This is a genomic window from Sphingobium sp. LSP13-1-1.1 (assembly GCF_040676415.1).
Taxonomy (GTDB): Bacteria; Pseudomonadota; Alphaproteobacteria; order Sphingomonadales; family Sphingomonadaceae; genus Sphingobium.
In genome coordinates this window covers 98,104-121,870 of the sequence record NZ_JBEGHU010000002.1, presented here as the reverse complement: position 1 = coordinate 121,870, position 23,767 = coordinate 98,104, and the positions used below count along the sequence as shown (strand labels likewise).

The 23,767-nt window shown below is 61.7% G+C and carries 19 protein-coding genes; 9 read left to right on the top strand and 10 right to left on the bottom strand.

The features are described 5' to 3' along the window. Nucleotides 1–199 precede the first annotated feature (199 nt). A complete protein-coding gene (locus tag MRBLSP13_RS03415) occupies nucleotides 200–2,578 on the top strand; it encodes a TonB-dependent receptor (RefSeq protein WP_363736719.1) in 2,379 nt (792 codons plus the stop codon). Further along, nucleotides 2,578–3,801, top strand: a complete 1,224-nt coding sequence (locus tag MRBLSP13_RS03410) for a dipeptidase (RefSeq protein ID WP_363752712.1) — start codon at nucleotides 2,578–2,580, stop codon at nucleotides 3,799–3,801. Before MRBLSP13_RS03415 ends, MRBLSP13_RS03410 begins: the two co-directional genes overlap by 1 nt. A gap of 647 nt (nucleotides 3,802–4,448) precedes the next feature. Here the strand turns inward: MRBLSP13_RS03410 and MRBLSP13_RS03405 are convergent. The 6 genes from MRBLSP13_RS03405 to MRBLSP13_RS03380 all read right to left on the bottom strand — a co-directional run bounded on the left by MRBLSP13_RS03405 (nucleotide 4,449) and on the right by MRBLSP13_RS03380 (nucleotide 15,747). Continuing rightward, on the bottom strand, nucleotides 4,449–6,608 hold the full coding sequence (locus tag MRBLSP13_RS03405; RefSeq protein ID WP_363752710.1) for a beta-glucosidase: 2,160 nt from the start codon (nucleotides 6,606–6,608) through the stop codon (nucleotides 4,449–4,451). Nucleotides 6,609–6,668: 60 nt separating this feature from the next. Next, on the bottom strand, nucleotides 6,669–9,950 hold the full coding sequence (locus MRBLSP13_RS03400; RefSeq protein ID WP_363752708.1) for a glycosyl hydrolase: 3,282 nt from the start codon (nucleotides 9,948–9,950) through the stop codon (nucleotides 6,669–6,671). 75 nt (nucleotides 9,951–10,025) lie between these two features. Further along, entirely contained in the window at nucleotides 10,026–12,767 is a 2,742-nt protein-coding gene (locus tag MRBLSP13_RS03395) for a TonB-dependent receptor plug domain-containing protein (RefSeq protein WP_363752706.1), read from the bottom strand. Between the two features lie 240 nt (nucleotides 12,768–13,007). Beyond that, nucleotides 13,008–14,192, bottom strand: coding sequence for an FMN-dependent L-lactate dehydrogenase LldD (lldD, locus tag MRBLSP13_RS03390; RefSeq protein WP_363752704.1), 1,185 nt, complete (start codon nucleotides 14,190–14,192; stop codon nucleotides 13,008–13,010). Then, nucleotides 14,189–14,953 (bottom strand): SDR family NAD(P)-dependent oxidoreductase, encoded by a 765-nt coding sequence (locus MRBLSP13_RS03385; protein WP_363736898.1) that lies wholly within the window; start codon nucleotides 14,951–14,953, stop codon nucleotides 14,189–14,191. The genes lldD and MRBLSP13_RS03385 overlap by 4 nt, the downstream gene beginning before the upstream one ends. Then, nucleotides 14,953–15,747: an IclR family transcriptional regulator gene (locus tag MRBLSP13_RS03380; RefSeq protein ID WP_363736728.1), complete on the bottom strand. Its 795-nt coding sequence runs from the start codon at nucleotides 15,745–15,747 to the stop codon at nucleotides 14,953–14,955. The genes MRBLSP13_RS03385 and MRBLSP13_RS03380 overlap by 1 nt, the downstream gene beginning before the upstream one ends. A gap of 51 nt (nucleotides 15,748–15,798) precedes the next feature. Here MRBLSP13_RS03380 and rhmD point away from each other — a divergent pair, with 51 nt between their 5' ends. The 7 genes from rhmD to MRBLSP13_RS03345 all read left to right on the top strand — a co-directional run bounded on the left by rhmD (nucleotide 15,799) and on the right by MRBLSP13_RS03345 (nucleotide 21,575). Beyond that, complete coding sequence (rhmD, locus tag MRBLSP13_RS03375) at nucleotides 15,799–17,028, top strand: L-rhamnonate dehydratase (protein WP_363736730.1); 1,230 nt, start codon at nucleotides 15,799–15,801, stop codon at nucleotides 17,026–17,028. 9 nt (nucleotides 17,029–17,037) lie between these two features. Further along, nucleotides 17,038–17,895 carry a fumarylacetoacetate hydrolase family protein gene (locus MRBLSP13_RS03370; RefSeq protein WP_363752702.1) on the top strand — a complete coding sequence of 286 codons (858 nt, stop codon included), beginning with the start codon at nucleotides 17,038–17,040 and terminating at the stop codon, nucleotides 17,893–17,895. Continuing rightward, nucleotides 17,892–18,641: an SDR family NAD(P)-dependent oxidoreductase gene (locus MRBLSP13_RS03365; RefSeq protein ID WP_363736734.1), complete on the top strand. Its 750-nt coding sequence runs from the start codon at nucleotides 17,892–17,894 to the stop codon at nucleotides 18,639–18,641. The genes MRBLSP13_RS03370 and MRBLSP13_RS03365 overlap by 4 nt, the downstream gene beginning before the upstream one ends. Before the next feature lie 63 nt (nucleotides 18,642–18,704). Beyond that, nucleotides 18,705–19,613 carry an amidohydrolase family protein gene (locus MRBLSP13_RS03360; RefSeq protein ID WP_363752700.1) on the top strand — a complete coding sequence of 303 codons (909 nt, stop codon included), beginning with the start codon at nucleotides 18,705–18,707 and terminating at the stop codon, nucleotides 19,611–19,613. Further along, entirely contained in the window at nucleotides 19,613–20,701 is a 1,089-nt protein-coding gene (rhaT, locus tag MRBLSP13_RS03355) for an L-rhamnose/proton symporter RhaT (RefSeq protein WP_363752698.1), read from the top strand. Before MRBLSP13_RS03360 ends, rhaT begins: the two co-directional genes overlap by 1 nt. A gap of 189 nt (nucleotides 20,702–20,890) precedes the next feature. Continuing rightward, nucleotides 20,891–21,259: a DUF6481 family protein gene (locus MRBLSP13_RS03350; RefSeq protein WP_363736740.1), complete on the top strand. Its 369-nt coding sequence runs from the start codon at nucleotides 20,891–20,893 to the stop codon at nucleotides 21,257–21,259. A gap of 124 nt (nucleotides 21,260–21,383) precedes the next feature. Continuing rightward, nucleotides 21,384–21,575, top strand: a complete 192-nt coding sequence (locus MRBLSP13_RS03345) for a hypothetical protein (RefSeq protein WP_363736742.1) — start codon at nucleotides 21,384–21,386, stop codon at nucleotides 21,573–21,575. 384 nt (nucleotides 21,576–21,959) lie between these two features. Here MRBLSP13_RS03345 and MRBLSP13_RS03340 read toward each other — a convergent pair whose 3' ends face one another. The 4 genes from MRBLSP13_RS03340 to MRBLSP13_RS03325 form a co-directional block, all read right to left on the bottom strand. Next, complete coding sequence (locus tag MRBLSP13_RS03340; protein WP_363752695.1) at nucleotides 21,960–22,646, bottom strand: spermidine synthase; 687 nt, start codon at nucleotides 22,644–22,646, stop codon at nucleotides 21,960–21,962. A 132-nt stretch (nucleotides 22,647–22,778) separates the two neighbouring features. After that, entirely contained in the window at nucleotides 22,779–23,054 is a 276-nt protein-coding gene (locus MRBLSP13_RS03335) for a hypothetical protein (RefSeq protein WP_363752693.1), read from the bottom strand. Next, nucleotides 23,047–23,190 (bottom strand): hypothetical protein, encoded by a 144-nt coding sequence (locus MRBLSP13_RS03330; protein WP_363736746.1) that lies wholly within the window; start codon nucleotides 23,188–23,190, stop codon nucleotides 23,047–23,049. Before MRBLSP13_RS03330 ends, MRBLSP13_RS03335 begins: the two co-directional genes overlap by 8 nt. A gap of 257 nt (nucleotides 23,191–23,447) precedes the next feature. After that, nucleotides 23,448–23,654 (bottom strand): cold-shock protein, encoded by a 207-nt coding sequence (locus tag MRBLSP13_RS03325; protein ID WP_363736748.1) that lies wholly within the window; start codon nucleotides 23,652–23,654, stop codon nucleotides 23,448–23,450. Between the last annotated feature and the right edge of the window lie 113 nt (nucleotides 23,655–23,767).

Below are 23,767 nucleotides of genomic sequence, written 5' to 3'. Positions count from 1 at the left end.
TGGCCGTATCCTCGGATTAGGCATAAGCGAGTAGCGGATTTTCCCCATCGCTTCGTTTCAAATTGCAACTATGCAATAGACCCGTCCGGCAGGCCGAGCGTTCGCCAGCAGGGAAGCGACTGGAGTGGAAAGGCGCATCCTTGGGAACGCGCTCCTGAGAGGCTCGTGACGCCCCCAGACGGGCCAACAGGGAGCCAATATGCCTTCGATTCCTGCTTTCCGCCGCGCATCTCATGCGGCACTCCTACTCTCCTGTTGCGTGGCAGGCCTGCCCTCCGCCGCCTGGTCACAGGATCCCGCTTCGGCCGACGAGAGCAACGCGATCACCGTCACAGGGCGCCGCGTCTCGCAATCGTCCGAAGCGATTGGCGAGGACAAGATCAGCAATGTCGTGGCGGTGACGCGGGAGGCGCTGCTATCGGCGCCTTCGGGCATTTCGGGCCTCAAGATGCTGGAGCAGCTACCCGGCTTCAACGTGCAGACCGACGGCGCGCTAGGCCTTTACGAATTCGGCAACAGCGTCCAGACCCGCGCTTTCAACCTCGACCAGATCGGCTTCGTGGTCGACGGCATCCCCACCGGGCGCAGCGATGCCTTTGGCGGCAGCCCGGTGTTCCGTTATGTCGACAATGAAAATCTGGGCGCGGTCGTCGCCTCGGTCGGGGCGGGCGATGTCGGCCTGCCCAGCTATTCCTCCCTTGGTCCCGTAGTGCAGTATAACAGCATCGCCCCGCAGGACGAGATGGGCCTGTTCGTGTCGCAGAGCTTCGGCGATTTCGACATGAAGCGCACCTTCATCCGCGCCAGCACCGGGCAGATCGGGCCGTTCAAGGCCTATGTCAGCCGCACCAAGCTCAACAGCGACCTGTGGCGCGGCCCCGGCACCGTCGACCGCGAACATTGGGAAGGACAGATCCACGCCGATCTGGGTGGCGACAGCTGGGCGCGGTTGAAATTCGTGTCGAACGATTTCCTCGACTATGACTCGCCCACCATCACCCGCGCCCAATATAACTGCACCGTGAAAAATGCACTGGGCCAGTGTGGGCGCGACTATGCCTATATCGAAAATGTGCCGAACACGACCCCCGGATTCAATCCCACAGTACCGGGCGTCTACTATTCCAACAGCGCTTACACGTCCGTTTATAACCTTGCCATCAACGTTCGCAAGGATCGGCTCTATGGCGCGACCGTCCATGCCGGGATTGCGGACGGAGTATGGGCGGAATCCACCCTATATTGGGAGGATAAGGACGGCTATGGCGTGTCGCCCGACAGCTACGCCAATTCGCTCGGCCGCTACAGGCCGCAGTTGCAGGCCGGGCTGGCCGTCACCGCCCCCAGGGGCGTGCAATATGGCAAGTCCGGCGTTGGCGGCGACCGCTATGGCATCACCAGCAAGCTGCACTGGGAGATTGGCAGCAACGCGCTGGAAGCAGGCATCTGGGCAGAGGTCGACAAATATCACCGCACCCAGGCGCGCTACAACACCACCGATGGCGCGCCCGACGGCGCGCCCAATCTGGACGAACTGGTCTATCTGCGCCGCGACTATCGGTCGCAGCGCGACACCTTGCAGCTCTTCCTGAAAGACACGATCAAGCTGGCCGATGACAGGCTGGTGCTCGATCTGGGCTTCAAGGGGCTGATGCTGGATTACCGGCTGAGCGGGTATCGCGACTTCGACGATTATTATCGCGTTGTGAATGGCGTCGGCGTGCCGGGTTGGGGCCCGTCGATCAACAGCGCGCATTATAACGACATGTTCCTGCCCATGGCGGGCCTGCTCTACAAGCTGGACGGCCGATCGCAGATCTTCGCCTCCTATGCCGAGAATATGGCGCTGCCCAAGGGGATGGACGACATCTATGCCGTCACCCGCCCCGGAACTTCGGCTCTGGTGCCGCAGCCCAAGCCTGAACGGTCGAAGAATATGGAATTGGGCTTCCGCACCAATCAGGGGCAGCTTTATGCCTCCATCGCGGCCTTCTATACCAAATTCGCCAACCGCATTCAGTCGATCACCACCTTTGTCCCGGGCGGCGGCGCGTCGACCGAGACATTCTACCAGAATGTCGGACGCGTTCGCGCCTATGGCGTGGAATTTGCGGGCACCTACAAGCCCTCTTTCCTGAACGGCCTTGCCTATGGCAACCTGAACGTCACCTATAACAACGCCAAGTTCAAGGACGACATCATCGCATCGACCGTGATCCCGATCGCGGGCAAGTTCCTGCCCGACAGCGCGAAATGGATCGTCGGCGGCGGCGTGACGGTGGAACCGGCCAGCTGGCTGGTGGCCAATGTCTCGGGCAAATATACGTCGCGGCGCTGGTCGACCTTCACCAACAGCGCGGGGTCGAGCGTGCCGGGCTATACGGTATTCAGCGCCTATGTCGACATTGGCGATGGTTTCAGCGTCGGCCCGTTGAAGAGCCTGAAGGCGCGTTTCAATGTCGACAATATCTTCGACAAGGACAGGCTGTCCTTCATATCCTCCGCGGTATCGGGTGACGGCGCGTTCCGGCCGCTGTCGCCGCGCACCTTCCAGTTCACCATTTCCGGGGAGATTTGATGCGAGTTTGCCTTCTTGCCGGAGCAGCGCTGATCGCGCTGCTCCCCACCGCAGCATCAGCGCAGGCTGTGCCGAAAAAAGTCTATCAATTGCACCAGAAGATGCTGACACTGGACAGCCACCTCGACACGCCCGCTTCGCTCGACCTGCCCGGCTGGTCGATCGAGGAGGAGCATGATGTGCATGGTGACTATACCCAGGTCGACCTGCCCCGGATGAAGAAGGGCGGCCTGGATGGCGGCTTCTGGGCGATCTACACGCCGCAGGGACCGCTGACGGTCGAGGGGTTCCGCAAGGCGCGTGACTTCGCGCTGCTGCGCGGCATGTCGATCCGGTCGATGGTGGCCACCGATCCCGCCAACTTCCAGCTTGCGCTGGCGGCGAAGGACGCCGCGCCGATCGCGGCGACGGGCAAGCGGATCGTCTATATCTCGATCGAGAACGCCTATCCGCTGGGCGAGGATGTGTCGCTGCTCAAAACCTTCTACGACATCGGCGTGCGGGTGTCGGGCTTTGCCCATTTCGCGCATAACCAGTTTGCCGACAGTTCCACCGATCCTTCAAAAAGGCCGCGCTATGGCGGCCTCAGCCCACTGGGCAAGCAATTGCTGGCGGAGATGAACCGGCTCGGCATCGTGCCCGACGCGTCGCACAGTTCGGATCAGGTACTGGACGATCTGTTGGCCCTGTCCAAGACGCCAGTGCTGCTGACTCACTCGGGCTGCAAGGCGATCTACGATCATCCGCGCAACATCGATGACGCGCATCTGAAAGCGCTGGCGGCGCAGGGCGGGGTCATCCAGATGAACGCCTATGGCGCCTATCTGCGCGCATCCAAGCCCAATCCCGAACGACAGAAGGCGATGGCCGCGCTGATGGGTCAGATGCGCGAAGACGCGAAACTCTCGCCCGAAAAGCGCGCCGAATTGCTGTCCAAGCGGCAGGAGATCGACCGGCTCTATCCTGAAAAGGATAAGGCGACCTTCGATGATTTCATGGCGCATATGCTCCATGCGCTCAAGGTGGTGGGACCGGACCATGTCGGCATCGGCCTCGATTGGGACGGCGGCGGCGGGGTGGTCGGCCTTGAGGATGTGGTAGACCTGCCGAAGATCACCAACGCCTTACTGAAGGCGGGCTATTCGGAGGCGGATATCCAGAAAATCTGGTCCGGCAATGTGCTGCGCGTGCTGAAGGCGGCGGAGGACGGCAAGGTAAAATGACCGAAGGCTCCGCCTGTCCCATGGGCTACCCATGTGGGCCGAATGATCAGTGCGGCTCGCGAAGGCATAATCCTCCAGTGATCCGCCCCGCAACTCCAACCACCGGAGCAGGCTGGCGCAAGCATCGTCCATCAATTCGAACTGAACAGGACGCCCGGCTTTTTGCTGAACGACAATCACCCGCGTCCGAACTTTTCGGTCACAAAGGATGTCGCCGATCTTGATCTTCACCAGGTCACAGCCGCGAAGTTCGCTGTCGATGGCAAGGGCAAAAAGCGCCGGTCCAGGGTTTACCCATGCTGATCAAGAAAGAAGCGGATTGCCCATATCTGACGGGGCTCTAGCGCGCGTTTCGCACCGACTTTGCATCCCGCGTTCCATGATACTCGCTCGCGTGCAGCGGGATCAAATTCCGATAATCCCATGACACTTCTCCTCGGGCCACGATAGCCCGGAGGAAGAACGCTCAAAAGCGGACCAGAGCCGGCCATTCACGCATCACTGGTTGAACGACCGATCGCGACAAGGGCAGCCGATCGGGTCCCCTGATCGAAAATCTGCCCCCTGCTCTTCTCAGCCATTCCCGGCTTTTGCGATGTCCAAGATGAAGACCATGAGGCTCCTGGTGCCTCGGGATCATAGAGCTATCAGCGAGAAACCATCTGCGCAGCGAGTTTGACGCTCATGACCTCATCCAGATCAAGTGCAGATTGCCCTGTCGCGATGTCGTATTGGCCCCCGGCGATGGCCCAGCCCTTGTCGGTCCAGTCGGCAAGGAGACGGCGATCGACCTTCATCGTTACGGTGCGGCTTTGCCCCGGCGCCAGTTCGACGCGCGAGAAACCGATCAGTCGTCGCACGGGCTTGCCGTTAATCGACACCAAATAGGCCTGAGGCACGTCAAAGCCGCTACGCTCGCCGATATTCTTGACCGTGAGTGTCACACTGGGATCGGAGCCGCCCGATATCTTCAGGCCGGAATGCGCAAATCTGGTGTAGCTCAAACCTTCACCGAAAGCGAAGAGCGGCTTCACGCCCTTGGCCGCATACCATTTATAACCGACGTTCGCGCCTTCATCATAGTCGATCGGGAGGGCCGTCTTCTCAGGCAATCCGAGACCGGGAATCGTCCGCCGTGGAAGATCCTTTTCGTCGGTTGGGAAGCTGATGGGCAGCCTGCCTCCAGGATTGACGGCGCCCGTCAGAACGTCGGCGATCGCCTCGCCTCCCCCCTGCCCCGGATACCAGGCCTCGAGGACGCCCTTCACCTTTCCCAGCCACGGCATTTTGACGGGATTCCCGGTCTCGAGCACGACGATCGTATTCGGATTGGCGGTCGCCACCGCATCGATCAGCGCATCCTGCCCTTCGGGCAGCGTCAGGCTCCCATCCACTCCTTCGGACTGCCATTGGGTCGCAAAAACGATCGCCAGATCCGAGTGCGCGGCAAATGCCGCTGCTTCCTCGGGCACGTAGCCGCTGTCGAACTCGATGTTCGTCCGGGGCAGTGCGGCCTGGAGCGCCTTGAGCGGCGACGACGGCATGTAGAGGATCTTCGACCAGTTGCTCATTATCCCGCGTCCGCCGAGCGGCAGCAGCAAGACCTGCCCGGCCGGCGTGACCTGGCTCGATCCGCCTCCGGAGATCACGCCCACATCGGCATGGCCTCCAATGACCGCGATCGACTTTGCGTTGGCAGCAAGAGGCAGTATGCCGCCTTCGTTCTTGAGCAGGACGATACCGGCATCGGCAATTTTCCGCACGGCGTTCGCGTGGGCGGCAAAGTCGATCGGCCTTTCCCGAAGCGGCGCATCGGCACCGACCGCATATAGCGATCGCAGGATGCGACGCACCGCGTCGGACACCCGTGCCTTTGGCACGCGCCCGGCTGCCACTTCATCCTGCAGCGGCTTGTCGAAATATGTTTCCTTGTCCAGTTGCGCACCCGACTGCTGATCGAGCCCCTTTGCGAAATAGCTGACGTCGTGAACCGCTCCCCAATCCGACATGACCCAGCCCGGATATTTCCAGTCCGCCTTCAGGACCTTGTTCAAGAGGAAATCGCTTCCGCACGCATAGGCGCCGTTTACCTGATTGTACGCGCACATCACGGCGCCCGGATGGCCCCGATCAATAGCGATCTCGAAGGCGAGCAGATCGCTTTCCCGAAACGTTTTCTCCTCGATCCTCGCGTCGATAGATTGACGTAACGTCTCCTGGTCGTTCAACGCGAAATGCTTGACGGTCGAGACGACATGCTCGCTCTGTACGCCGCTGATCGAAGCGCCGGCGATGGTGCCGGCGAGCAACGGATCTTCACCCGCATATTCGAAGTTGCGGCCGTTGCGTGGATCGCGCGCCAGATTAACCCCGCCGGCAAGGAGCACGTTGAAACCCTTGGACCGCGCTTCATTGCCGGCCAGCGCGCCACTCGCAAAAGCGAGATCGGGGGAGAATGTCGCTGCCAGCAAGAGACTGGACGGCAGAGCGGTCGATATATCGCCCTTGCGAGACTGGAACGGGTTCACGACACCCAGGCTGGCATCGCTTTCATAGATATCGGGAATGCCCAGGCGGGGTATGCCGCGAACAAACCCTGCGGTGGATTTGAGACCCGGGGGGATCGGCGGCAAACCGGGAATTGCGATCGGCATGATGCCATGGAGAAGCTGGAAGCGCTCGACGTCGGTCATCTTGGCCTCGGTCGCCGCGGCCTTGGCGTCTGCCGGATCCTGCGCGGTTGCCGGAAAGCAGGGCACTATTCCGGAAAGCAGCGCTGCAACGAGCCCGAGTCTGACGGTTTTCATTTGCACACCTATAATATTCCATGATGCAGAAGGGGCTCTGAAGAGCGATCGCCAATCACGTCAGTCCGCCGGGTCCATGGCTGTAAGGCGAACAGGACCGATGAGCCCCGATGGAAGAAGTTTGCTGTCGGCCTGGTACGTTGACGCGGGCGCATAAGCAAAGGGCTTGGCACCCGGTTGCTTGTCGCCGATCAGGCGGTTGACCCAGAGGTTGGCAACCCTGACGACGATCCGGTTGGACCCCGCCTTCAGGAAGCCCGTCACGTCCACGCGATAAGGGGCATGCCAACTGATACTTACGGCGCGGCCGTTGATTTCAACCTGAGCAAGATCCCGGACGTTGCCGAGATCGAGAACCATATGGCGCCCTGTACCGATCATCTTGCCCGGCACGTCGATCATCGTGTCATAGGCCGCCACGCCCGAGAAATAGCGTATCGACGGTTCGGTGGATTTGGACCAGTCACCCAATTTGAAGGATTGACGTCCCGGCGGCCCACCCCAGCCATTCTCGAACCGGATGCTCCAGCCGCGGTCGAGCGTCATCGTTGCCGCGACGCGCGGGCCGGCGACGGTCCGGGACAGCTTGTCCGTCCGACCTTTGAAGACGACAAATCCCGCCTGTTGGGGGTCGAGCTTCAGATCGACGACCGTTTTGCCTCCGGACCGCCTGAACGACAGATCCCGGGCCTTGCCATCCTCGGGAGACCACCATTGCGGGATCCGGCCATCTACACGAAACGCGACCTGCGGATTGATGTCTGCCGAGGACTGGTTCGACAGGAAATAGATGTCGCTGTCTGACGCACGCCTGTGCAGGAACAACAGCTGCGCGCCGTTATCGTCCACATCAGGTGCTATCCGCCTGGTTCGCAGGACATCGGCCAGAGAGCTTTGGGCATAGACCATACCCTGACCGAGCTGGCGAACCTCCCCATCATGTCCCCAAAGCAGATCTACTCCCTTCCAATAAGCGGCACCTTCGTCGTTCAGGCCGATGCCGCCCTTCGGACGCATCGCAACCAAAGTCGCCCCGGCACGCACCAGCGCGCCAAGCTTCTCGACGACCGGCAAGGACAGCCGATGAACGGTTTGAGGGATGTAAAGCACCTGATATTGCATGCCCGTCTGGGTGACGATCTTACCGTCGCGCACCGACAGTTTGTCGAGAAGAGCCTCGGGGTTGATATAATCGAAGGCATAACCGGGAGGCACGTCCTTGTTCGGAGCAAGCTCGAACTGGCGCGTCGGCCCATCCTCCTCCCCGTAGAAATAAGCGACGTCCGCCACGAAGCGACCCTGCTGTAGCAGGTGCGACGTTCGCGCCAGATAATCGACGAACGGGCGGGCCATTCCCGCCCATGTTTCGTTCCGATTGAAATATTGTCCGAAAAAGCCAAGCGCGAGGCCCGGCTTGCGATCCGGGAACGGTTGGAGGTGTGACTCGTGAAGGAGAATGCGATTGACGCCTCGCGCGAAGATTTGGTCGGCGACGGGCTTCATCATCGCCGGAGAGAAAGCCCATGGATCGTTGCCTGCCGCAACCGTCAGCGCTTCCGCGGCCACCAGGGGCTTTCCGTAGACGTGCGCAGCCGACGCCGCCTCCTGGAGATCGGCTACGAGCGAAGGCTGCCCGGCAACCGTCGCGAACGGCCGATACCAAAACTCACCCGTCGGTATGTCGGATCGGGATTTCGCCGTCATGGCATCGACGATGGCGCGGGGCGTGTCGCCCTGGACCTCCGTATAGTAGGTCATGCCGCGTTTGTGAGCAGCATCGGCCAGGACATCATAGTGACTGGAGATCAGAAGATCTTTCAGCGTCTGGCGGAAGTCAGCAAGAAATGCGTCGCTACGTTCGGAACTGCCCACTACGTAACCCGCCAGAGCAGGAAGCCACGGCAAGGGATCATAGCCTCGCCGTTTGCGGAACTCCTGCAACAAGGCGGGTGTCCAGTTCTGGACTCCCGCCTCCCAGCTATCGGTAAGCAGGCCATTGACCGCCGCAGGACCGAGATTGACGCCGATACGATCGCTGTACAGGCTGAAGAGCCCATCGACATAGCGGTCGACAGCTTTTGCATCGAGCTTGTCGACTTCCAGCCCGGTCGCGACCGGTTCGGCGGGTCCGTTGGTCTGTCCCGTCAACGACCAGCCGAAGCGGAGGATCATCCAACGCCCTGGAGGCGGCGTCCAGTCCAGAGCCCCTTCGCCGGTGACATAGCGTTCAAGATCGATGACCGATGTCGGTGACAATCCCGCCGATTTTGCGGCGGGTTCCAGGGTCGCCTGGTCGACTATGGATTGAAATCCGGCCTTGGCTTCGAAGCCATCGATCCGCGGCGCGGCACTATACGTCACGCGCTGAAGGTGGAAGATGACCGGTCCAGGAGGAGGGACCAGACCTCTTGGCAGACCCGAAAGCACGCGCCAGGGCTTGGGCGCGCCGAAGCGGATCCTGAACACCAGGCCTGTCGCAGGTTTGAAGGCAAATGTCTGCTGTCGCGACGGATGCTCGGCCTCGTCTTGGGGAACGTGCCGCACCAGATCGAAGGTCTTGCCATCGCGGCTGACCAGGATGTCGATCGCAGGCCGCGTGCTCATGGCCAGCGTGAGCGCCCGCATTTCCACGGGTTTGGCGTAACGCACATCGACGTAGGCGCTGCCGTCCGTCGACATAGGTAACGCAAAGTCTGACGATAAGTCGGCCGCTGCAGTCGCCAGGGCCTCGGCGGAGCCGGCGCTCGACGTATAGGAAGGAGCCGCAGCCTCCTCCGCCGGCAGAGGAAAGGCGATGACGGGACCGGGCCCCGATGCAATCGGATCCGGTGTTTTCGGATCGCCGGGTAAGGAAAAGCCTGGGTCTCGAGGCACGGAAGCAAATGGTCCGGTCGCGGTCGGGAGGGACGGCAAGTCGGTTTTTATGCGATGGCCACCCTCGACGATCTTCGTCGCCCAAACATATTTCTTCATGCCGTCAGCGGGTTGCACCCAGGGCCCGCCCGTCTCACTCCAACCAGGCGAACCGGCTATCGTCACGTCCATCCCATCCGCATGCGCCCTATCCACGGCGGCGCGAAAAGCTGTCCTCCACGTAACGCTCATGAAGGGAGCAGGATGATCGACGACAGTGGGCTCCAGCCGGCCACCGGCAAAAGCGTGGACTCCGCCGATGCCCACGTCGTGCAGCCACTGTAGATCGAGGAGCGCGCCCTCTTGCGTGACGTTCCCGCTCATCCAGTGCCACCAGACCTGCGGGCGCGCCTCATGTGGCGGGTCTTCGAAGCCCGCCCTAAGCTTGTCCGATGGCGCCGGCTGGCTTTGGCCGTTTGCCGATGCCATTGCAAAGAGGCCGCAGGCCGCTGCAAAAGCGCCTTGAGTGACCCGCCGCCCCATCCTCTCCTCCCTATTCGACCGTCAGAACCGTCCGCGAAGGGACAGGCTGACAATCCGACCGAGCGTACCTCCGTTTGTATAACCGGAAAGGGCACCCGCCGAGACGGACGCACCATAATAAGGCGGATCGGCGTCAAACAGGTTCTGCACCGTGACCCCGATATCCGCTCCTTTCATGAAGCCGATCGCATTGAGATTATAACCGACGAACACGTCCGTCACAGTATAGCCGCGAACATGGCTTTGGCCGGGCGAGATGCCGTCGAGCACATGATACCCACCGTTGCGCCGAATAGTCAGGTTTGTGGTCACCGGGCCGCTGGTGGCGCCGAGCGAACCGACAATGTTATATTTGGGAGTCTGGCCATTCACGACCGTGCTTGCGAGATAATCCTGATACGCCCCGCCGGCGGTGGCCGAGATCTTCTTGTTCAGGATATAAGTTCCGGCGATTTGTCCATAAATCGTGCCGAAGGAAACATCGGTATTGTAGGAAACATTGAAATCAAATCCGTCCAGCTTTTCGCTGCCGAAATTAGCCCGTCGTGCGTCCACCACGCCGATGATGTTGCTTCCCGGCTTGAACAGGTCAGCGACAGACTGGATGTTCGGAGCACCGCCATTGTCGAGTCTCAGCCAGAGCGGCTGAATGCTGCTTATATAGGCCTCGCTGCACTGCTGGACGGGCGAAGCGGCGCCGCATAGATTATAGGCGGTGCTGAGGGCCCCCGGGAATCCATATGCCCCGAGCGAAAGTGAAACGAGATTGTCGATCTTCGTGTTCCAATATGTCAGGCCCAGCTTCAGCCCACGGATCGCATGCGGGCTATAATCGCCACCGATCGAGTAATTTCGACCGGTCTGCGGCTTCAAACCCTGGCCCGCGCCGGCGATAAAGGCCAGATAGGTTTGGGGCGCCAAAGTCAGGACCTGCAGGCGCGTATCGATCTTGTTTCCTGAGTCGGCAAGGCTGGGTGCAACGAACGTCGTCTGGTAGACGCCACGAAGCGTCAGATCCTCGAACGGCTTATAGTCGATACCGAAGCGGGGGTTCGTCGTTCCGCCAAAGTCGCTATAGTGGTCATATCGGACGGCGGCGTCGAGCGACAGCGCGTTGATAAACGGCACCGCATTCTCGCGTCCGACAACAGGCACAAACAGCTCCGCAAAGCCAGCCTTGACAGTCCGCGTGGCGTCGTAGCTCGCCAGGCCGGACCGATCGCCGATCGAACCGGTCACGGTAGAGTTGAACAGCGATTGCCGGCGAACTTCGCCGCCAACAGCCAGCTTCACATCACCGCCCGGGAGGGAGAACAACGTTCCGTTGGCAACGATCTGGCCGCTGACAATCTTGTTCACGCCGCGCGTGTAAATCTCGTGATCCGCCAGATTTGCCAGCACATCAGACGGGGTCTGCGACGTGTCGTAAGGATTGAAATTCGTTGCCGTGATGGCCGATCCGTTCAAGCCGGTCCGGTCGTGGATGGTAGCCGTGCTATGGCCGTACAGGAAATCACCGCGCAGTTGCCAACGATCATTGATCGTCCAGGTCAGACTTGGATCGACCTGATACTGTTCAAATCGCTGGGGCGAAACGCGGGCATTTCCCAGCCCTCTGGAGTAGTTGTAGCTAACCGTCTGCGACGTCTCGCCGTTCACTGGCCTGAAGTAGGAATTGCTTGCGTCGATGGTGATTGACGAAGGAATAGACGCGATATCGGTATAGACCTTGTCAGTTCTGAGACCGTAGATGCCGTCGACAGAAAACTTGAGCGAAGGGGTGATTTCCTGTTCGAGGTAGGCGAAGACATTGACACGACGCTCGACCGGAGTGAGGCTCGTATAGTCGGTCTGATCGCAACGCGGAACGGACGGGACACTTTGGAAATTCGGAGCAGTGTACACCGTGCCGTTGACGGTGAAATTGCCGTAGCCGCACGACGTGGTGCGCAGATCCGAACCTCCGTGGCTCGTGAAGTCAGACGTGATGTAGTCGCGGTCCTTGCCGAAGATCGCGTCGTGAGCCGCATAGGCGGCACTGATCAGAACAGAGCCTGTCGACCAGTGAGTGCCAGCAGTCAGCGTTACGTCGTTCTCGTGATAATCCTGACCGAACTGATGCTGGTAGTGCATCTGAAGGCCGTCGAAGCGCTTCTTCGCGACGAAGTTGACCACACCGCCAATCGCATCAGAACCGTATGTCGCCGACCCGCCGTCCGGCAGGACCTGGACGGTTTCGAGTGCGTCGGCCGGAATCAGATTGGGATCGGGGTCGGTGGAAAGAACGCCGACAGGCACGATCCGATGGCCGTTGAAAAGAACCAGGGTCGCTGTCTGGCCGGAAGAATTGCCATTTGTGTTTCCGAAGCCGCGCAGCGCAATCTTGGCCACGGGTGTGGCGAAGCTCGCCGAACCGGAAGAGACGCTGTTCAGCGTCGGAAGCTGTGGCACCGTCTGGTTGAGGACGTCGATTGCCGCACTGCTGCCGGTCGACCGAATTGCGGCACTGCTCACGGTGAGAAGGTTGGAGCCGGTGGGTTTCGCCACGCCGCGTATCAAGGTGCCGGTGACGACAATATCCTGCGAAGACGCTTGTGTCTGGCCATCGTCCGCCGCAGGCGCGAGCGTCGATCCGGCCGCATCCGCGCCGGCAGTGTCCGCGACGGGCGCGGGCGTATCTGGCGCGGTCTGTGCAAAAACAGCCTGGGTCGAGCACAAGGCGGATCCCGCCAGCAGCAGGGCGAGTCCCTGGATCGTCTTCATATCATTCCCCTCTTGCGGGCACGCCACGCCGGCCGGCGACGGCGGTGGCCGCATCCCGGCGAGACGAACCTCGTTATCTGTTGAAAATCGGGCGGCGCATTTCGAGGCGCCAGCAATCAGGTCAGCGGATCATAGCCTTCAATCCTCCCCGGCCTCACCTGAGACTCGATGACAGTCGCATTGCTGCCTGAGCCTCGGGATGCGGGGGTTGACGGCAGATGTCAACATAATTCTCAAAAATTATTCTATCATTCCATTATGTGGGAATTGATTTGCCAGGCGTGACCGATCGATGGAGGAGATGTCCGTGCACCCGGTCAGCGCCATCGCCACCCGCATCTCGGCCTCGACCTGGCGCAGGACGTGGGCAACGCCCGCCTGCCCGGCGGCGGAAAGCGCGTAGACCCAGGCTCGCCCCAACAGCACCGCATCGGCGCCGAGCGCGAGCATCCGCACGACATCGAGGCCGGATCGGATACCGCCGTCCGCCAGCACGGCCAGCCGGTCGCGCACCGCATCGGCGATCGGCGGAAGCGCGCGGGCACTCGACAGCACGCCATCAAGCTGGCGGCCGCCATGGTTGGAGACCACGATCCCGTCGGCGCCGATCGCGGCGGCGGCCTTCGCATCCTCGACGTCGAGGATGCCCTTGATGATCAGCGGTCCGTCCCAGGTCTGGCGGATGAAGTCGAGATCGCGCCACGATACCGAGGGATCGAAATTGTTGCGCATCCAGGCGAAGAAATCCTCCAGCCCGGTGTTGGGGCCGAGCACCGGCGCGACGTTGCCAAGCTGGTGCGGGCGGCCGTTGAGGCCGACGTCCCACGCCCAGCGCGGATGCGTCGCGCCCTGCCACGCGCGCCGCAGTGCGCCGCCGAGGCCCGGCGCGCCGGCCAGACCCGAGTGATAGTCACGATAGCGCGATCCCGGCACCGGCATGTCGACCGTGAAGACCAGCGCCGAGCAACCGAGCGCTCGCGCCTTCTCCAGCAATTCGCGCATGAAGCCGCGATCGCGGATCATGTAGAGCTGGAACCAGAAGGGCTTCGTGGTTCCTGCCGCAACCTCGTCCAGCGGGCAGGCCGAGACGGTCGAAAGGCAGAAGGGCACGCCCGCCGCCTCCGCCGCGCGCGCTGCCTGCACCTCGCCGCGTCGCGCGTTCATCCCCGCAAGGCCGATCGGGGCGAGGCCCACCGGCAGCGCCAGCCTCTGCCCGAAGAGAGTGGTCGCCAGATCGATCGTCGATACATCGTTAAGCACCCGCTGGCGAAGCGCGATCGCCTCCAGGTCCGCGACGTTGCGCTTCAGCGTCACCTCGGCATAGGAACCGCCGTCGATATATTCGAACAGGAAGGGCGGCAGACGGCGCCGGGCCAGCTCGCGATAGTCGATCGCGGAGGCTGCCGTGCGGATCTTCCGGCTCATTGCAGGTTCACGAACGCGCCGCCATCGACCAGCAGCGCCGCGCCGGTGACATAGCGCGCCATGTCGGAAGCAAGGAAGACGATCGGACCGGCGAGATCCTCGGGCGCCCCAAGCCGCCCGAGCGGGATGCGCGCCTCCATGCGCGTCCGCTTTTCCGCGTCGGCAAGGTCGTCCTTGTTGATGTCGGTCAGGATCGTGCCGGGCAGCACCGAATTGCAGCGGATGCCATGTCTGCCGAGCGCGATCGCGGTCGATTGCATCAGCGAGTGGATGCCCGCCTTGGTGGGGGTATAGTGGGTCTGCATCTCCCCGCCGACCAGCGCCGAGATCGACGAGACCGCGACGATCGCCCCGCCGTCTCCCTGTCGCACCATCTGGTTGGCGGCCGCCTGCACCATGTAGAAGGCGCCGTGGAGGTTGACGCCCATCGTCCGCTCGAAGGTCTTGGCAGGCATGTCGAGAAAGGCGTGGAACGGGCAGATGCCGGCGTTCGACACGAATATGTCGACCCGCCCGAGCGCGTCCACCGCTCGGCTGACGAAATCGGTTGCGGTGCGCGCATCGGCGACGTCGCCTTCGATGGCAATCGCGCGGCGTCCCAGCGCCTCGATCTGCGCCACCGCGCTCGCGGCGCCTTCGTCGTGCCCCAGATAGTTGATCGCGACATCGGCGCCGTGGCGCGCCGCCTCGATCGCCGTCGCCCGCCCGATGCCGGCGGAGCCACCGGTGACGAGCAGCACCTTGTTCTGCAAAAGCATCATCATCCTCTGGTCTTGGGGGGCGACCAGCCGAGTTCGGTGCTGATCGCCTTCGCGGTGTCGACCACCTCGGTGGCGAGGTCCACCATCCGCTGGTCGTCCATATATTGCGCGGCGCTGGATACGCTGATCGCGCCGACGATCTTGCCGGCGACGTCCCGGATTGGCGCCGCCACGCAGCGTATCTGGTCCTCATTCTCCTCGAGGTCGAAGGCGCGGCCTGCCTCGACATAGCCCGCCATCCGCTCGCGCCACAGCGCGGGATCGACCGGGTGGGAGCCGCTTTTCTGGTCGGCATCGAAGCGCTCGGCCCAGTAAGCGGGCGGGTGATCGAGCATGAGCGCCTTGCCGAGGCCCGTGGAGCTGAGCGGTTGGCGATCACCGACCCGGCTGGAAATGGTGATCCGCCGGCGCCCCGGAACCTTGTCGAGGTAGAGCGCCTGATCGTCGACCAGTACGCCCATATGCACGGTGTCGCCGGTCGAGGACGAAAGGCGCTCGAGATGATCGCGCGCAACCTGGATGAGGTCGATCTGCGCCTGCGCCATTGCGCCCAGTTGCAGCAGCTTGGCGCCCAGGCGGTAGCCGGCGCGCGGCGTGTAGGCGAGGTAGCCGCGATCGGCCAAAGCCGTAGCCAGCCGGTACGTCGTGCTCTTGGCGAGGCCGATCCGCTCGGACAGTTCGGCCAGCGCCAAACCCTCCTCGCTCACCGCCTCCAGAATATCGAGCCCGCGCATAAGCGTCTGGCTGCCCGCGCCCACGCTGCTGCCGCTCTCCTCGTTTTTGTTTTCGGTCATGTTGACGCCCTCATATCCATTCTATAAAACACGTTTCCATATATTGGCAACATGGTCGTGCAGCGGCCTGACTATATAGGGGTGAGGATCTCCGTGGCGCTACCGTTGATCAAGTATGTCCGCGCCTTTGTGGTGCGCGGCGGCGGGGCCGACTATCACGACCAGGGCGAGGGGCACTGGATCGACGATCACATCGCGACGCCGATGGCGCGCTATCCCGAATATCGGCAGAGCCGGCAGAGCTTCGGGATCAATGTGCTGGGCACGCTTGTGGTTGAAATCGAGGCGGCTGACGGCACGGTCGGCTTCGCGGTGACGACCGGCGGAGAACCGGCCTGCTACATCGTCGAAAAGCATCTTGCCCGCTTCCTCGAAGGTCGCGACCCGGCCGACTATGAGAAGATCTGGGACCAGATGTACTTCTCGACCCAATATTACGGGCGCAAGGGACTGGTGATCAACGCAATCTCCGGCGTCGATCTCGCTTTGTGGGATCTGCTCGGCAAACTGCGCGGCGAGCCGGTCTACAAGCTGCTCGGCGGCAACGTCCGCGAAGAACTGCAATTCTACGCCACCGGAGCGCGGCCCGATCTCGCCAAGGAGATGGGCTTCATCGGCGGCAAGCTCCCACTCCACCACGGTCCCGCGGAAGGCATTGAGGGCCTGCACAAGAACATCGCCGAACTGGCCGAGATGCGCGCGCGGGTTGGCGACGATTTCTGGCTGATGCTCGATTGCTGGATGAGCCTCGATCTCGATTACGCCACCCGGCTCTCCCACCGCGCCTACGAGGAATGTGGGCTCAAATGGATCGAGGAGGCGCTCTCACCCGACGATTACTGGGGCTATGCCGCGCTGAAGCAGAACGCGCCCAGGGGCCTGCTCGTCACCACCGGAGAGCATGAGGCGACCCGCTGGGGCTTCCGCATGCTGATGGACATGGATTGCTGCGACATCATCCAGCCCGACGTCGGCTGGTGCGGCGGCGTTACCGAACTGATCAAGATCGCCAATTATGCCGAGAGCAAGGGTGTGCTGATGATCCCGCACGGATCGTCGGTCTACAGCTATCATTTCGTCATCACCCGCCACAACTCGCCCTTCGCCGAGTTCCTGATGATGCACCCCGGACCGACCGAAGTGGTGCCGATGTTCGCACCGCAGCTGCTCGGCGAACCGGTCCCGGTCAATGGCCGCATCAAGGTTGGCGCGCTCGACAAGCCGGGCTTCGGCGTCGAGCTCAACCGCGACATCCCCCTTCATCGCCCCTATACCCACTGAGGATTTCCCATGAAGCTCTGCCGCTACGGCCCGCGCGGGTCCGAAAAACCCGGCATCGTCGATGCCGAAGGCCACATCCGCGATCTGTCCGAGGTCGTCGAGGACATCACGCCGGCGACGCTCGCCATCGCCAGGGCGGTCCATCCGGACCAGCTGCCCGTGGTCGAGGGCACGCCCCGCTACGGCGTGCCGCTGAAGGGCATCGGCAAGATCGTCGCGATCGGCCTCAATTACGAGGATCACGCGATCGAATCGAACCTGCCGATCCCGACCGAGCCGGTCGTCTTCATGAAGGCGCTGTCGGCGCTCACCGGCCCCAATGACGAGGTGATGCTGCCGAAGGATTCGACCCATGGGGACTGGGAGGTCGAACTGGGCGTGATCATCGGCAAGACCTGCCGCTACGTGGAGGAGGCGGACGCGCTTGATCATGTCGCGGGCTACGTGCTGGCCAACGACGTGTCGGAACGGTTCAACCAGAAGCAGCGCGGTACCCAGTGGAGCAAGGGCAAGGGCCACGACACCTTCTGCCCGGTCGGCCCCTGGCTGGTGACGCCCGACGAGGTCGGCGATCCGCAGGATCTCGACATGAGCCTCGACGTCAACGGCCAGCGCATGCAGACCGGCAACACGAAGACAATGATCTTCACCGTGAAGCAGATCATCGCCTATCTCAGCCAATATGTGACGCTGTTCCCCGGCGACCTGATCATAACCGGCACGCCGCCGGGCGTGGGCGAGGGCAAGAAACCGGACGCGATCTTCCTCAAGCCCGGCGACGAAATGACGCTTTCGATCGCGAAGCTCGGCACCCAGACCCAGACGGTCGCAGCGTGGCGTCATCTCGGTGACGAGGTGCTGACATGACCCTGTTCTCGGGGCGCTATGCCGGCCGGACCGCCATCGTGACCGGTGGCGCTTCCGGGCTGGGCAGGGAAGTGGCGAAGCGGATCGTGGCGGAAGGCGGCACCGTCGCCCTCTGGGATCTCAATGCCGAAACGCTGGCCGCCGCGAAGGACGAGGTCGGCGCCGCGCACACCGTCGCGCTCGACGTCGCCGATCCGCAGGCGGTTTCGGCCGCCGCGCGTGAAACCGCAGACCTGTTCGGCAATATCGACATTCTGGTCTGCTCGGCGGGCATCACCGGGGCAACACAGCCCGTCTGGGAGTTCCCCATCGACAGCTTCCAACGCGTGGTCGATATCAACCTCAACGGCCTGTTCTACTGCTGCCGCGAGGTGGTGCCGCACATGCTGGCGAACGGTTATGGCCGCATCGTCAACGTCGCCTCGGTGGCGGGCAAGGAAGGCAATCCCAATGCCTCGGCCTATTCGGCATCGAAGGCGGGCGTGATCGGCTTCACCAAGTCGCTGGGCAAGGAACTGGCCGGCAAGGGCGTGATCGCCAACGCGCTGACGCCTGCAACCTTCGAAAGCCCGATCCTCGATCAGCTGCCGCAGAGCCAGGTCGATTACATGCGCTCCAGGATTCCCATGGGCCGGCTGGGCAAAGTCGAAGAATCGGCCGCCATGGTCTGCTTCATGGCATCGGAGGAGTGCAGCTTCACCACCGCCGCCACCTTCGACACATCGGGTGGACGCACGACCTTCTGACTTTTGCGGGATGCGACCGCCCGCCCGAGAGGCGGCGCATCCCCCACTGACCGGAGAAGCCGCTTGGACGCCATTCCCTTCGTCGATGCCCACGTCCATCTCTGGGATCTGGCGCACATTCGCTATCCGTGGCTGTTGCCGCCGTTCGACGATGCCGGCCCCAACGGCAGCACCGAGGCGATCGCGAAGAATTATCTGATCGACGACTATCTGGCCGACGCCGGCCGCTGGAACGTCGTCGGTTGCGTCCATATCGACGCCGGCGCGGTGCCCGATCAGGCGCTCGACGAGACGCGCTGGCTCGAAGGCCTCGCTGCGGCGCAGGGTATGCCGAACGGCATCGTCGCCTTCGCGGCCTTGCAGGACGACGGGATCGATGCCGTGCTGGAGGCGCATGCCGCACATCCCCACGTCCGCGGCATCCGCCAGATCGTCAACTGGCACGTCAACCCGATGCGCACCTATAACCCGAGCGACGTCACGCTCGACGACGACTGGTGGCGCGGTTTTGGCCGGCTCGGCCGCCACGGCCTGTCGTTCGACCTGCAATGCTATGCCCCGCAGATGGCGGGCCTCGCGCCGCTGATCCAGCGTCACCCCGACGTGCCGGTGATCATCAACCATCTCGGCATGCCGATCCCGTCCGAGCGGGAGGGGCTGGCGCGCTGGCGCCACGGCATCCGCGCGCTCGCCGCATGCCCCAATGTCTCCATCAAGATTTCGGGGCTGGGCTTCATCGATCGGAACTGGACGCTGGATGCCGTGGCGCCGCTGCTGCGCGAGGCAATAGACGTGTTCGGCACCGCGCGTGCCATGTTCGCCAGCGACAGCCCCACGGACAAGCTCTTCGCCCCGCTCGACCGCTACCTGGCAGCATATCACGCCTTCGCCGCAGGTTTTTCCGAAGAGGAGCGGCGGGATCTCTTCGGCCGCAATGCCAACCGCATCTATCGCTTGGGGCTTGACCTCTGATGCCAGCCAACCCCCTTCTCGGCGTTCTTTTCCACTGGCTGGGCGGCCTTGCCTCGGCGAGCTTCTACGTGCCCTATCGCGGCATCAGGCGATGGAACTGGGAGATATTCTGGCTCACCGGCGGGATCTTTTCCTGGGCGGTCGCCCCGTGGTTTTTCGCCTCCGTCCAGACGCATGATCTGATTGGCGTGATGGCGCAGGTTCCCGGCCGGATCGTCGGCTGGTGCGTGTTCTTCGGCATGTTGTGGGGCTTTGGCGGCCTCACCTACGGGCTGACCATGCGCTATCTCGGCCTGTCGCTCGGCATGGCGGTGGTCCTGGGGCTATGCACGGTGTTCGGCACGCTGATCCCGCCAATCTTTCAAGGCGATTTCGCGGCGAAGCTGCTCGGCAGCACATCGGGCCACATGATCCTGCTCGGGCTGCTCGTCACGTTGGCCGGCATCGTCGTGGTGGCGATGGCGGGCGCCGCCAAGGACCGTGCGCTCTCCGATGCGCAGAAGACAAAGGCTGTGGCCGAGTTCAATTTCCGCAAGGGTATCGCGGTCGCGATCTTCTCCGGCGTCATGTCCTCCTGCTTCGCTTTCGGGCTGAGCGCGGGCGAGCCGATCAAGGCACTCTCCGCCGCTGCCGGCACTGGCCCGCTCTGGACTGGTCTGCCGACGCTCTGCCTCGTCATGGCGGGCGGCCTCGCCACCAACGCGATCTGGTGCGCGATCCTGATCGTCCGCAACGGCTCGGCAAGCCAGTGGCTGGGCGGCACTGCCATGCACATGGACGCGGACGCCGGTCGCGGCGAGGGGCGCCCTCCTCTCGGCCGCAACTTCCTGCTCGCCGGGTTGGGCGGTACCGCCTGGTACTTCCAGTTCTTCTTCTACACCATGGGCGAAAGCCAGATGGGGCGCTTCGGCTTCTCGTCGTGGACGCTGCACATGGCCTCGATCATCATCTTCGGCACGCTCTGGGGCTTTGCCTTCCGCGAGTGGAAGGACGCCGCGCCGCGCGTGCGCGCGATGGTGTGGAGCGGTGTCGGCCTTCTCGTCATCGCAACCATCATCATCGGCTATGGCAACATGCTGGCGACCTGACAAAGTTCCCAAAGATCTTTTTTAGCTATGCCGATCTTCAGACTGAAATTTCGGACAGTGCCTCTACCCGCAATCTGACGATCTTGAGACCAGGGGTATTTTTTGCTAGTGGCTCCCCCTTCACCGCTAAACCGGTCTTGCGTCTGCAACGCGAGGTCCGCCGTCGATATGAACGTTCAAGGATAAACTTTGCCCTCTTATAAAGCTCCCTCGTTTCAAGACCGTATTGCCGCAGCAGGATTGGCCAAACAGAAAGCCCTGGATGCGCTGAGAGCCAAGCCGCCCGTTGACGAGGCAATTATGGCGGAGCGGCGCCGCGCGCGCGAAGCCAAGGATCAAGCACTTGCAGTCGAGCGGGCTGCCAAGGCTGAGGCTGCTGCTTTGGCCAAAGCTCAGAAGGCAGAACGCAAAGCGGCCGAACTGGCGGCCGAAGCCGAAAAACAAGCCGCCGCAGAGGCCGCGGCAGCACTCAAGGCCGCCAGGCTGAAGCCCGCCAGCGCCGCTGAAATGAAGGCTGCGCGCGATGCGCGTTACGCTGCGCGCAAAGCTCGAAAATAAATAGCTGAGGCTGGTTCATACAGGATGGCCGATGGCGTGGGGCAAGCCCCACGCCATCACCTGAAACGACTCGCTCGGGGTAGCCTATCGACGCTGAGCATCCAACCGAATTGCGGAGCAGAATATGGCCGACTTGTATCAGAAAGCATTGGAGTCCGAACGCCGAAGCCTGTGGGCCGAATGCAGGCTGAAAGGTCTTGCAAAGGATACTCCGGAGCGCATCCGTATAGCGGAACTGGACGGATTGCTTGCAAAGCATAAAGCGAAGAAAGGCGGCGGATCTGCTCCGTCCAGTCCTGAGGCGAAAAATCCTTGAACGGGTACGTCAAATTCGAGACGCCCGACGGTGACGTCCTGGCAATCAATGCAGACAGTGTCAGCTTCGTTCGGCGTTACAGAGGAACTGATCAAGCTGGCCCCGTTTTCACTATGAACGAAAACGCTCTGGTCTTTTGATGCCGCATTTTCCGAGCCGTTGACCGTAAACGGTCAACTTGAAAATGCTCGAGCGCCGTTAATTTTGAAAAGGGCCACTACGTCGTCGTTAAGCGCGACCTTGAGGCAGTAATGGACGCGCTCGCCAAAGCATAGTTCGCCAAGGTCGACCTTCCCGGCCGTTCAGGCGTTCAGTTCCAGTCCCCCGCTGCGGAGGGGGCCGTTTTCTGAAAGCCCCTCGCACTGAGGGTCAAATCACGACGAACTACCGGCAGTCATCCTGCTTCGAAGCCAGCCAGATTGTATGAATCACGTCCTCACCATCAACGAGGGCTGCCACACTGACCTCTTCTACATCGAAATGCGCGTTTTCAAGGCGTGCAACGAAGCCTTCATCCCCATAGGCTGACCAGACAGCCAATATTCCATTGGGCCTTAAGGCCGCGTGAGCAGCGCGCAGTCCCCAATTGCAGTATAGGCGTTCATTTGCCAGGTGGATCAGCCCATCGGGTCCGTTGTCGACATCCAGCAGGATGGCATCGAACGCCGACTTCTCTCGGGCGATCACGTCATGCACGTCGGCTATCTCAACCTTGACGCGGGGATCTGAGAGATAATCATGGAAGAGGTGTGACAAAGGCCCATTTGCCCACGTCACAATCTCCGGAACGAGTTCTGCTACGCTTATGATGGCTGTGGATGGCAAGGATTGCAGGGCAGCGCCGAGGGTGAAGCCCATGCCCAAACCGCCGATAAGGATGCGGCTGTCCCGATGCTGCAGGCGGCTACAGGCCAGGGTGGCAAGAGCTTCTTCGGAATGACGGACCTGATTACCCATCAGTTCATTGTCCCCGAACCTGATGGAATAATCATCGCCGCGTCGCCATAAGTGCAGCCGTCCTCCATCAGGAAGCTCTGCCTTGCCGATCAGTTCGACGGCATCATCGGGCATGGATAACATTGAGCTATTTTCCCTTTGCTGATGTCGCTCGCATGGACGCCATGAAGCGCCACTTGTAGCCACGATACCGAGATGAGAATTTTCCGAGGCCAGGCTCAACCAATCGTGTGAGCCGGCAACAATTTACTTGGTTGTAAACTGTCCGGGTCCGGCCTTGAACATATCTCGCGCAAAGTTCCGCACAGCAGTTGCCGTCTTGAACGTCTCCTCCTGCATCTGGGAGGTCACAAGCGGATAACCCTGCGAATTATAGCGTGTTTCACGCACAGTGAGCCGGAAATGACCATCCTCATCCTTTGTAATCAAAAAGGGGCGGATTGCTTCTCGGCTCATTACTGTTCCTAATTCTGGAGAAAGGCCGACAGCGTGGGATACTGCCGGCGCATGATGTTCAACCAATCATCGCTGCAACGATCCGCTTCAATTCATTGGTAGAGAGCGTCGTCGATCGAGTGGGAGAAAAGGGTCTTTTGCCCTGCTTGCCAAAAGGCAGGTGGATAATCGCACGTTTTCTGATCTGTGTAACAATATTCATCGTAAGTCCTTGCGGCTCTTGCCGCATTCCATTTTCAAATTCATTGGTGGGTTGTCCCTGCGTCCGTCTTCCGGCGGATTGATGCCCGCTATCCGTTTGACCAGGGGATGCTTCGCGGTTTGGCTTCGGTGGAAATCCGTATGTTCCGGACGCCTGACCTGTTCACGGGCGGTTTCGTCCCCCGTGAGGCCTCGCAATGCGAACCAATGTCCACAGGCATGTGCCGGGAGCGGCCTCCTGGCCTGCCCCCGCACCGTTTACGCTGATTGGAGATTGACCGCGGACATCTTGCCGCGCTTGTCCTTCTCCAGTTCATATGTCACGCGCTGCTCCTTTTCGAGGGTGTGCATACCTGCGCGTTCCACGGTGGAAATATGCACGAACGCGTCATCGCCTCCGCCTTCGGGCGCGATGAAGCCATAGCCCTTGTCGGCGTTGAAGAATTTGACTGTTCCGGTGATCATGCTCGGTCTCCTTGTTGCATGTCCTGCGAACGCGCGACCATTCGCGCATTCCGGCTTAAAAGAGGCAATGTGGGGACAAAGGTGAACCGAAACGGCCCGATATCCGTCAAAAC

What these genes read in the sequence shown, in the direction of transcription:
- MRBLSP13_RS03415 (WP_363736719.1), top strand. Translation starts at nt 200, where the DNA reads ATGCCTTCGATTCCTGCTTTCCGCCGCGCATCTCATGCGGCACTCCTA.
- MRBLSP13_RS03410 (WP_363752712.1), top strand. Translation starts at nt 2,578, where the DNA reads ATGCGAGTTTGCCTTCTTGCCGGAGCAGCGCTGATCGCGCTGCTCCCC.
- MRBLSP13_RS03405 (WP_363752710.1), bottom strand. Translation starts at nt 6,608, where the DNA reads ATGAAAACCGTCAGACTCGGGCTCGTTGCAGCGCTGCTTTCCGGAATA.
- MRBLSP13_RS03400 (WP_363752708.1), bottom strand. Translation starts at nt 9,950, where the DNA reads ATGGCATCGGCAAACGGCCAAAGCCAGCCGGCGCCATCGGACAAGCTT.
- MRBLSP13_RS03395 (WP_363752706.1), bottom strand. Translation starts at nt 12,767, where the DNA reads ATGAAGACGATCCAGGGACTCGCCCTGCTGCTGGCGGGATCCGCCTTG.
- lldD (WP_363752704.1), bottom strand. Translation starts at nt 14,192, where the DNA reads ATGAGCCGGAAGATCCGCACGGCAGCCTCCGCGATCGACTATCGCGAG.
- MRBLSP13_RS03385 (WP_363736898.1), bottom strand. Translation starts at nt 14,953, where the DNA reads ATGATGCTTTTGCAGAACAAGGTGCTGCTCGTCACCGGTGGCTCCGCC.
- MRBLSP13_RS03380 (WP_363736728.1), bottom strand. Translation starts at nt 15,747, where the DNA reads ATGACCGAAAACAAAAACGAGGAGAGCGGCAGCAGCGTGGGCGCGGGC.
- rhmD (WP_363736730.1), top strand. Translation starts at nt 15,799, where the DNA reads ATGGTCGTGCAGCGGCCTGACTATATAGGGGTGAGGATCTCCGTGGCG.
- MRBLSP13_RS03370 (WP_363752702.1), top strand. Translation starts at nt 17,038, where the DNA reads ATGAAGCTCTGCCGCTACGGCCCGCGCGGGTCCGAAAAACCCGGCATC.
- MRBLSP13_RS03365 (WP_363736734.1), top strand. Translation starts at nt 17,892, where the DNA reads ATGACCCTGTTCTCGGGGCGCTATGCCGGCCGGACCGCCATCGTGACC.
- rhaT (WP_363752698.1), top strand. Translation starts at nt 19,613, where the DNA reads ATGCCAGCCAACCCCCTTCTCGGCGTTCTTTTCCACTGGCTGGGCGGC.
- MRBLSP13_RS03345 (WP_363736742.1), top strand. Translation starts at nt 21,384, where the DNA reads ATGGCCGACTTGTATCAGAAAGCATTGGAGTCCGAACGCCGAAGCCTG.
- MRBLSP13_RS03340 (WP_363752695.1), bottom strand. Translation starts at nt 22,646, where the DNA reads ATGCCCGATGATGCCGTCGAACTGATCGGCAAGGCAGAGCTTCCTGAT.
- MRBLSP13_RS03330 (WP_363736746.1), bottom strand. Translation starts at nt 23,190, where the DNA reads ATGAATATTGTTACACAGATCAGAAAACGTGCGATTATCCACCTGCCT.
- MRBLSP13_RS03325 (WP_363736748.1), bottom strand. Translation starts at nt 23,654, where the DNA reads ATGATCACCGGAACAGTCAAATTCTTCAACGCCGACAAGGGCTATGGC.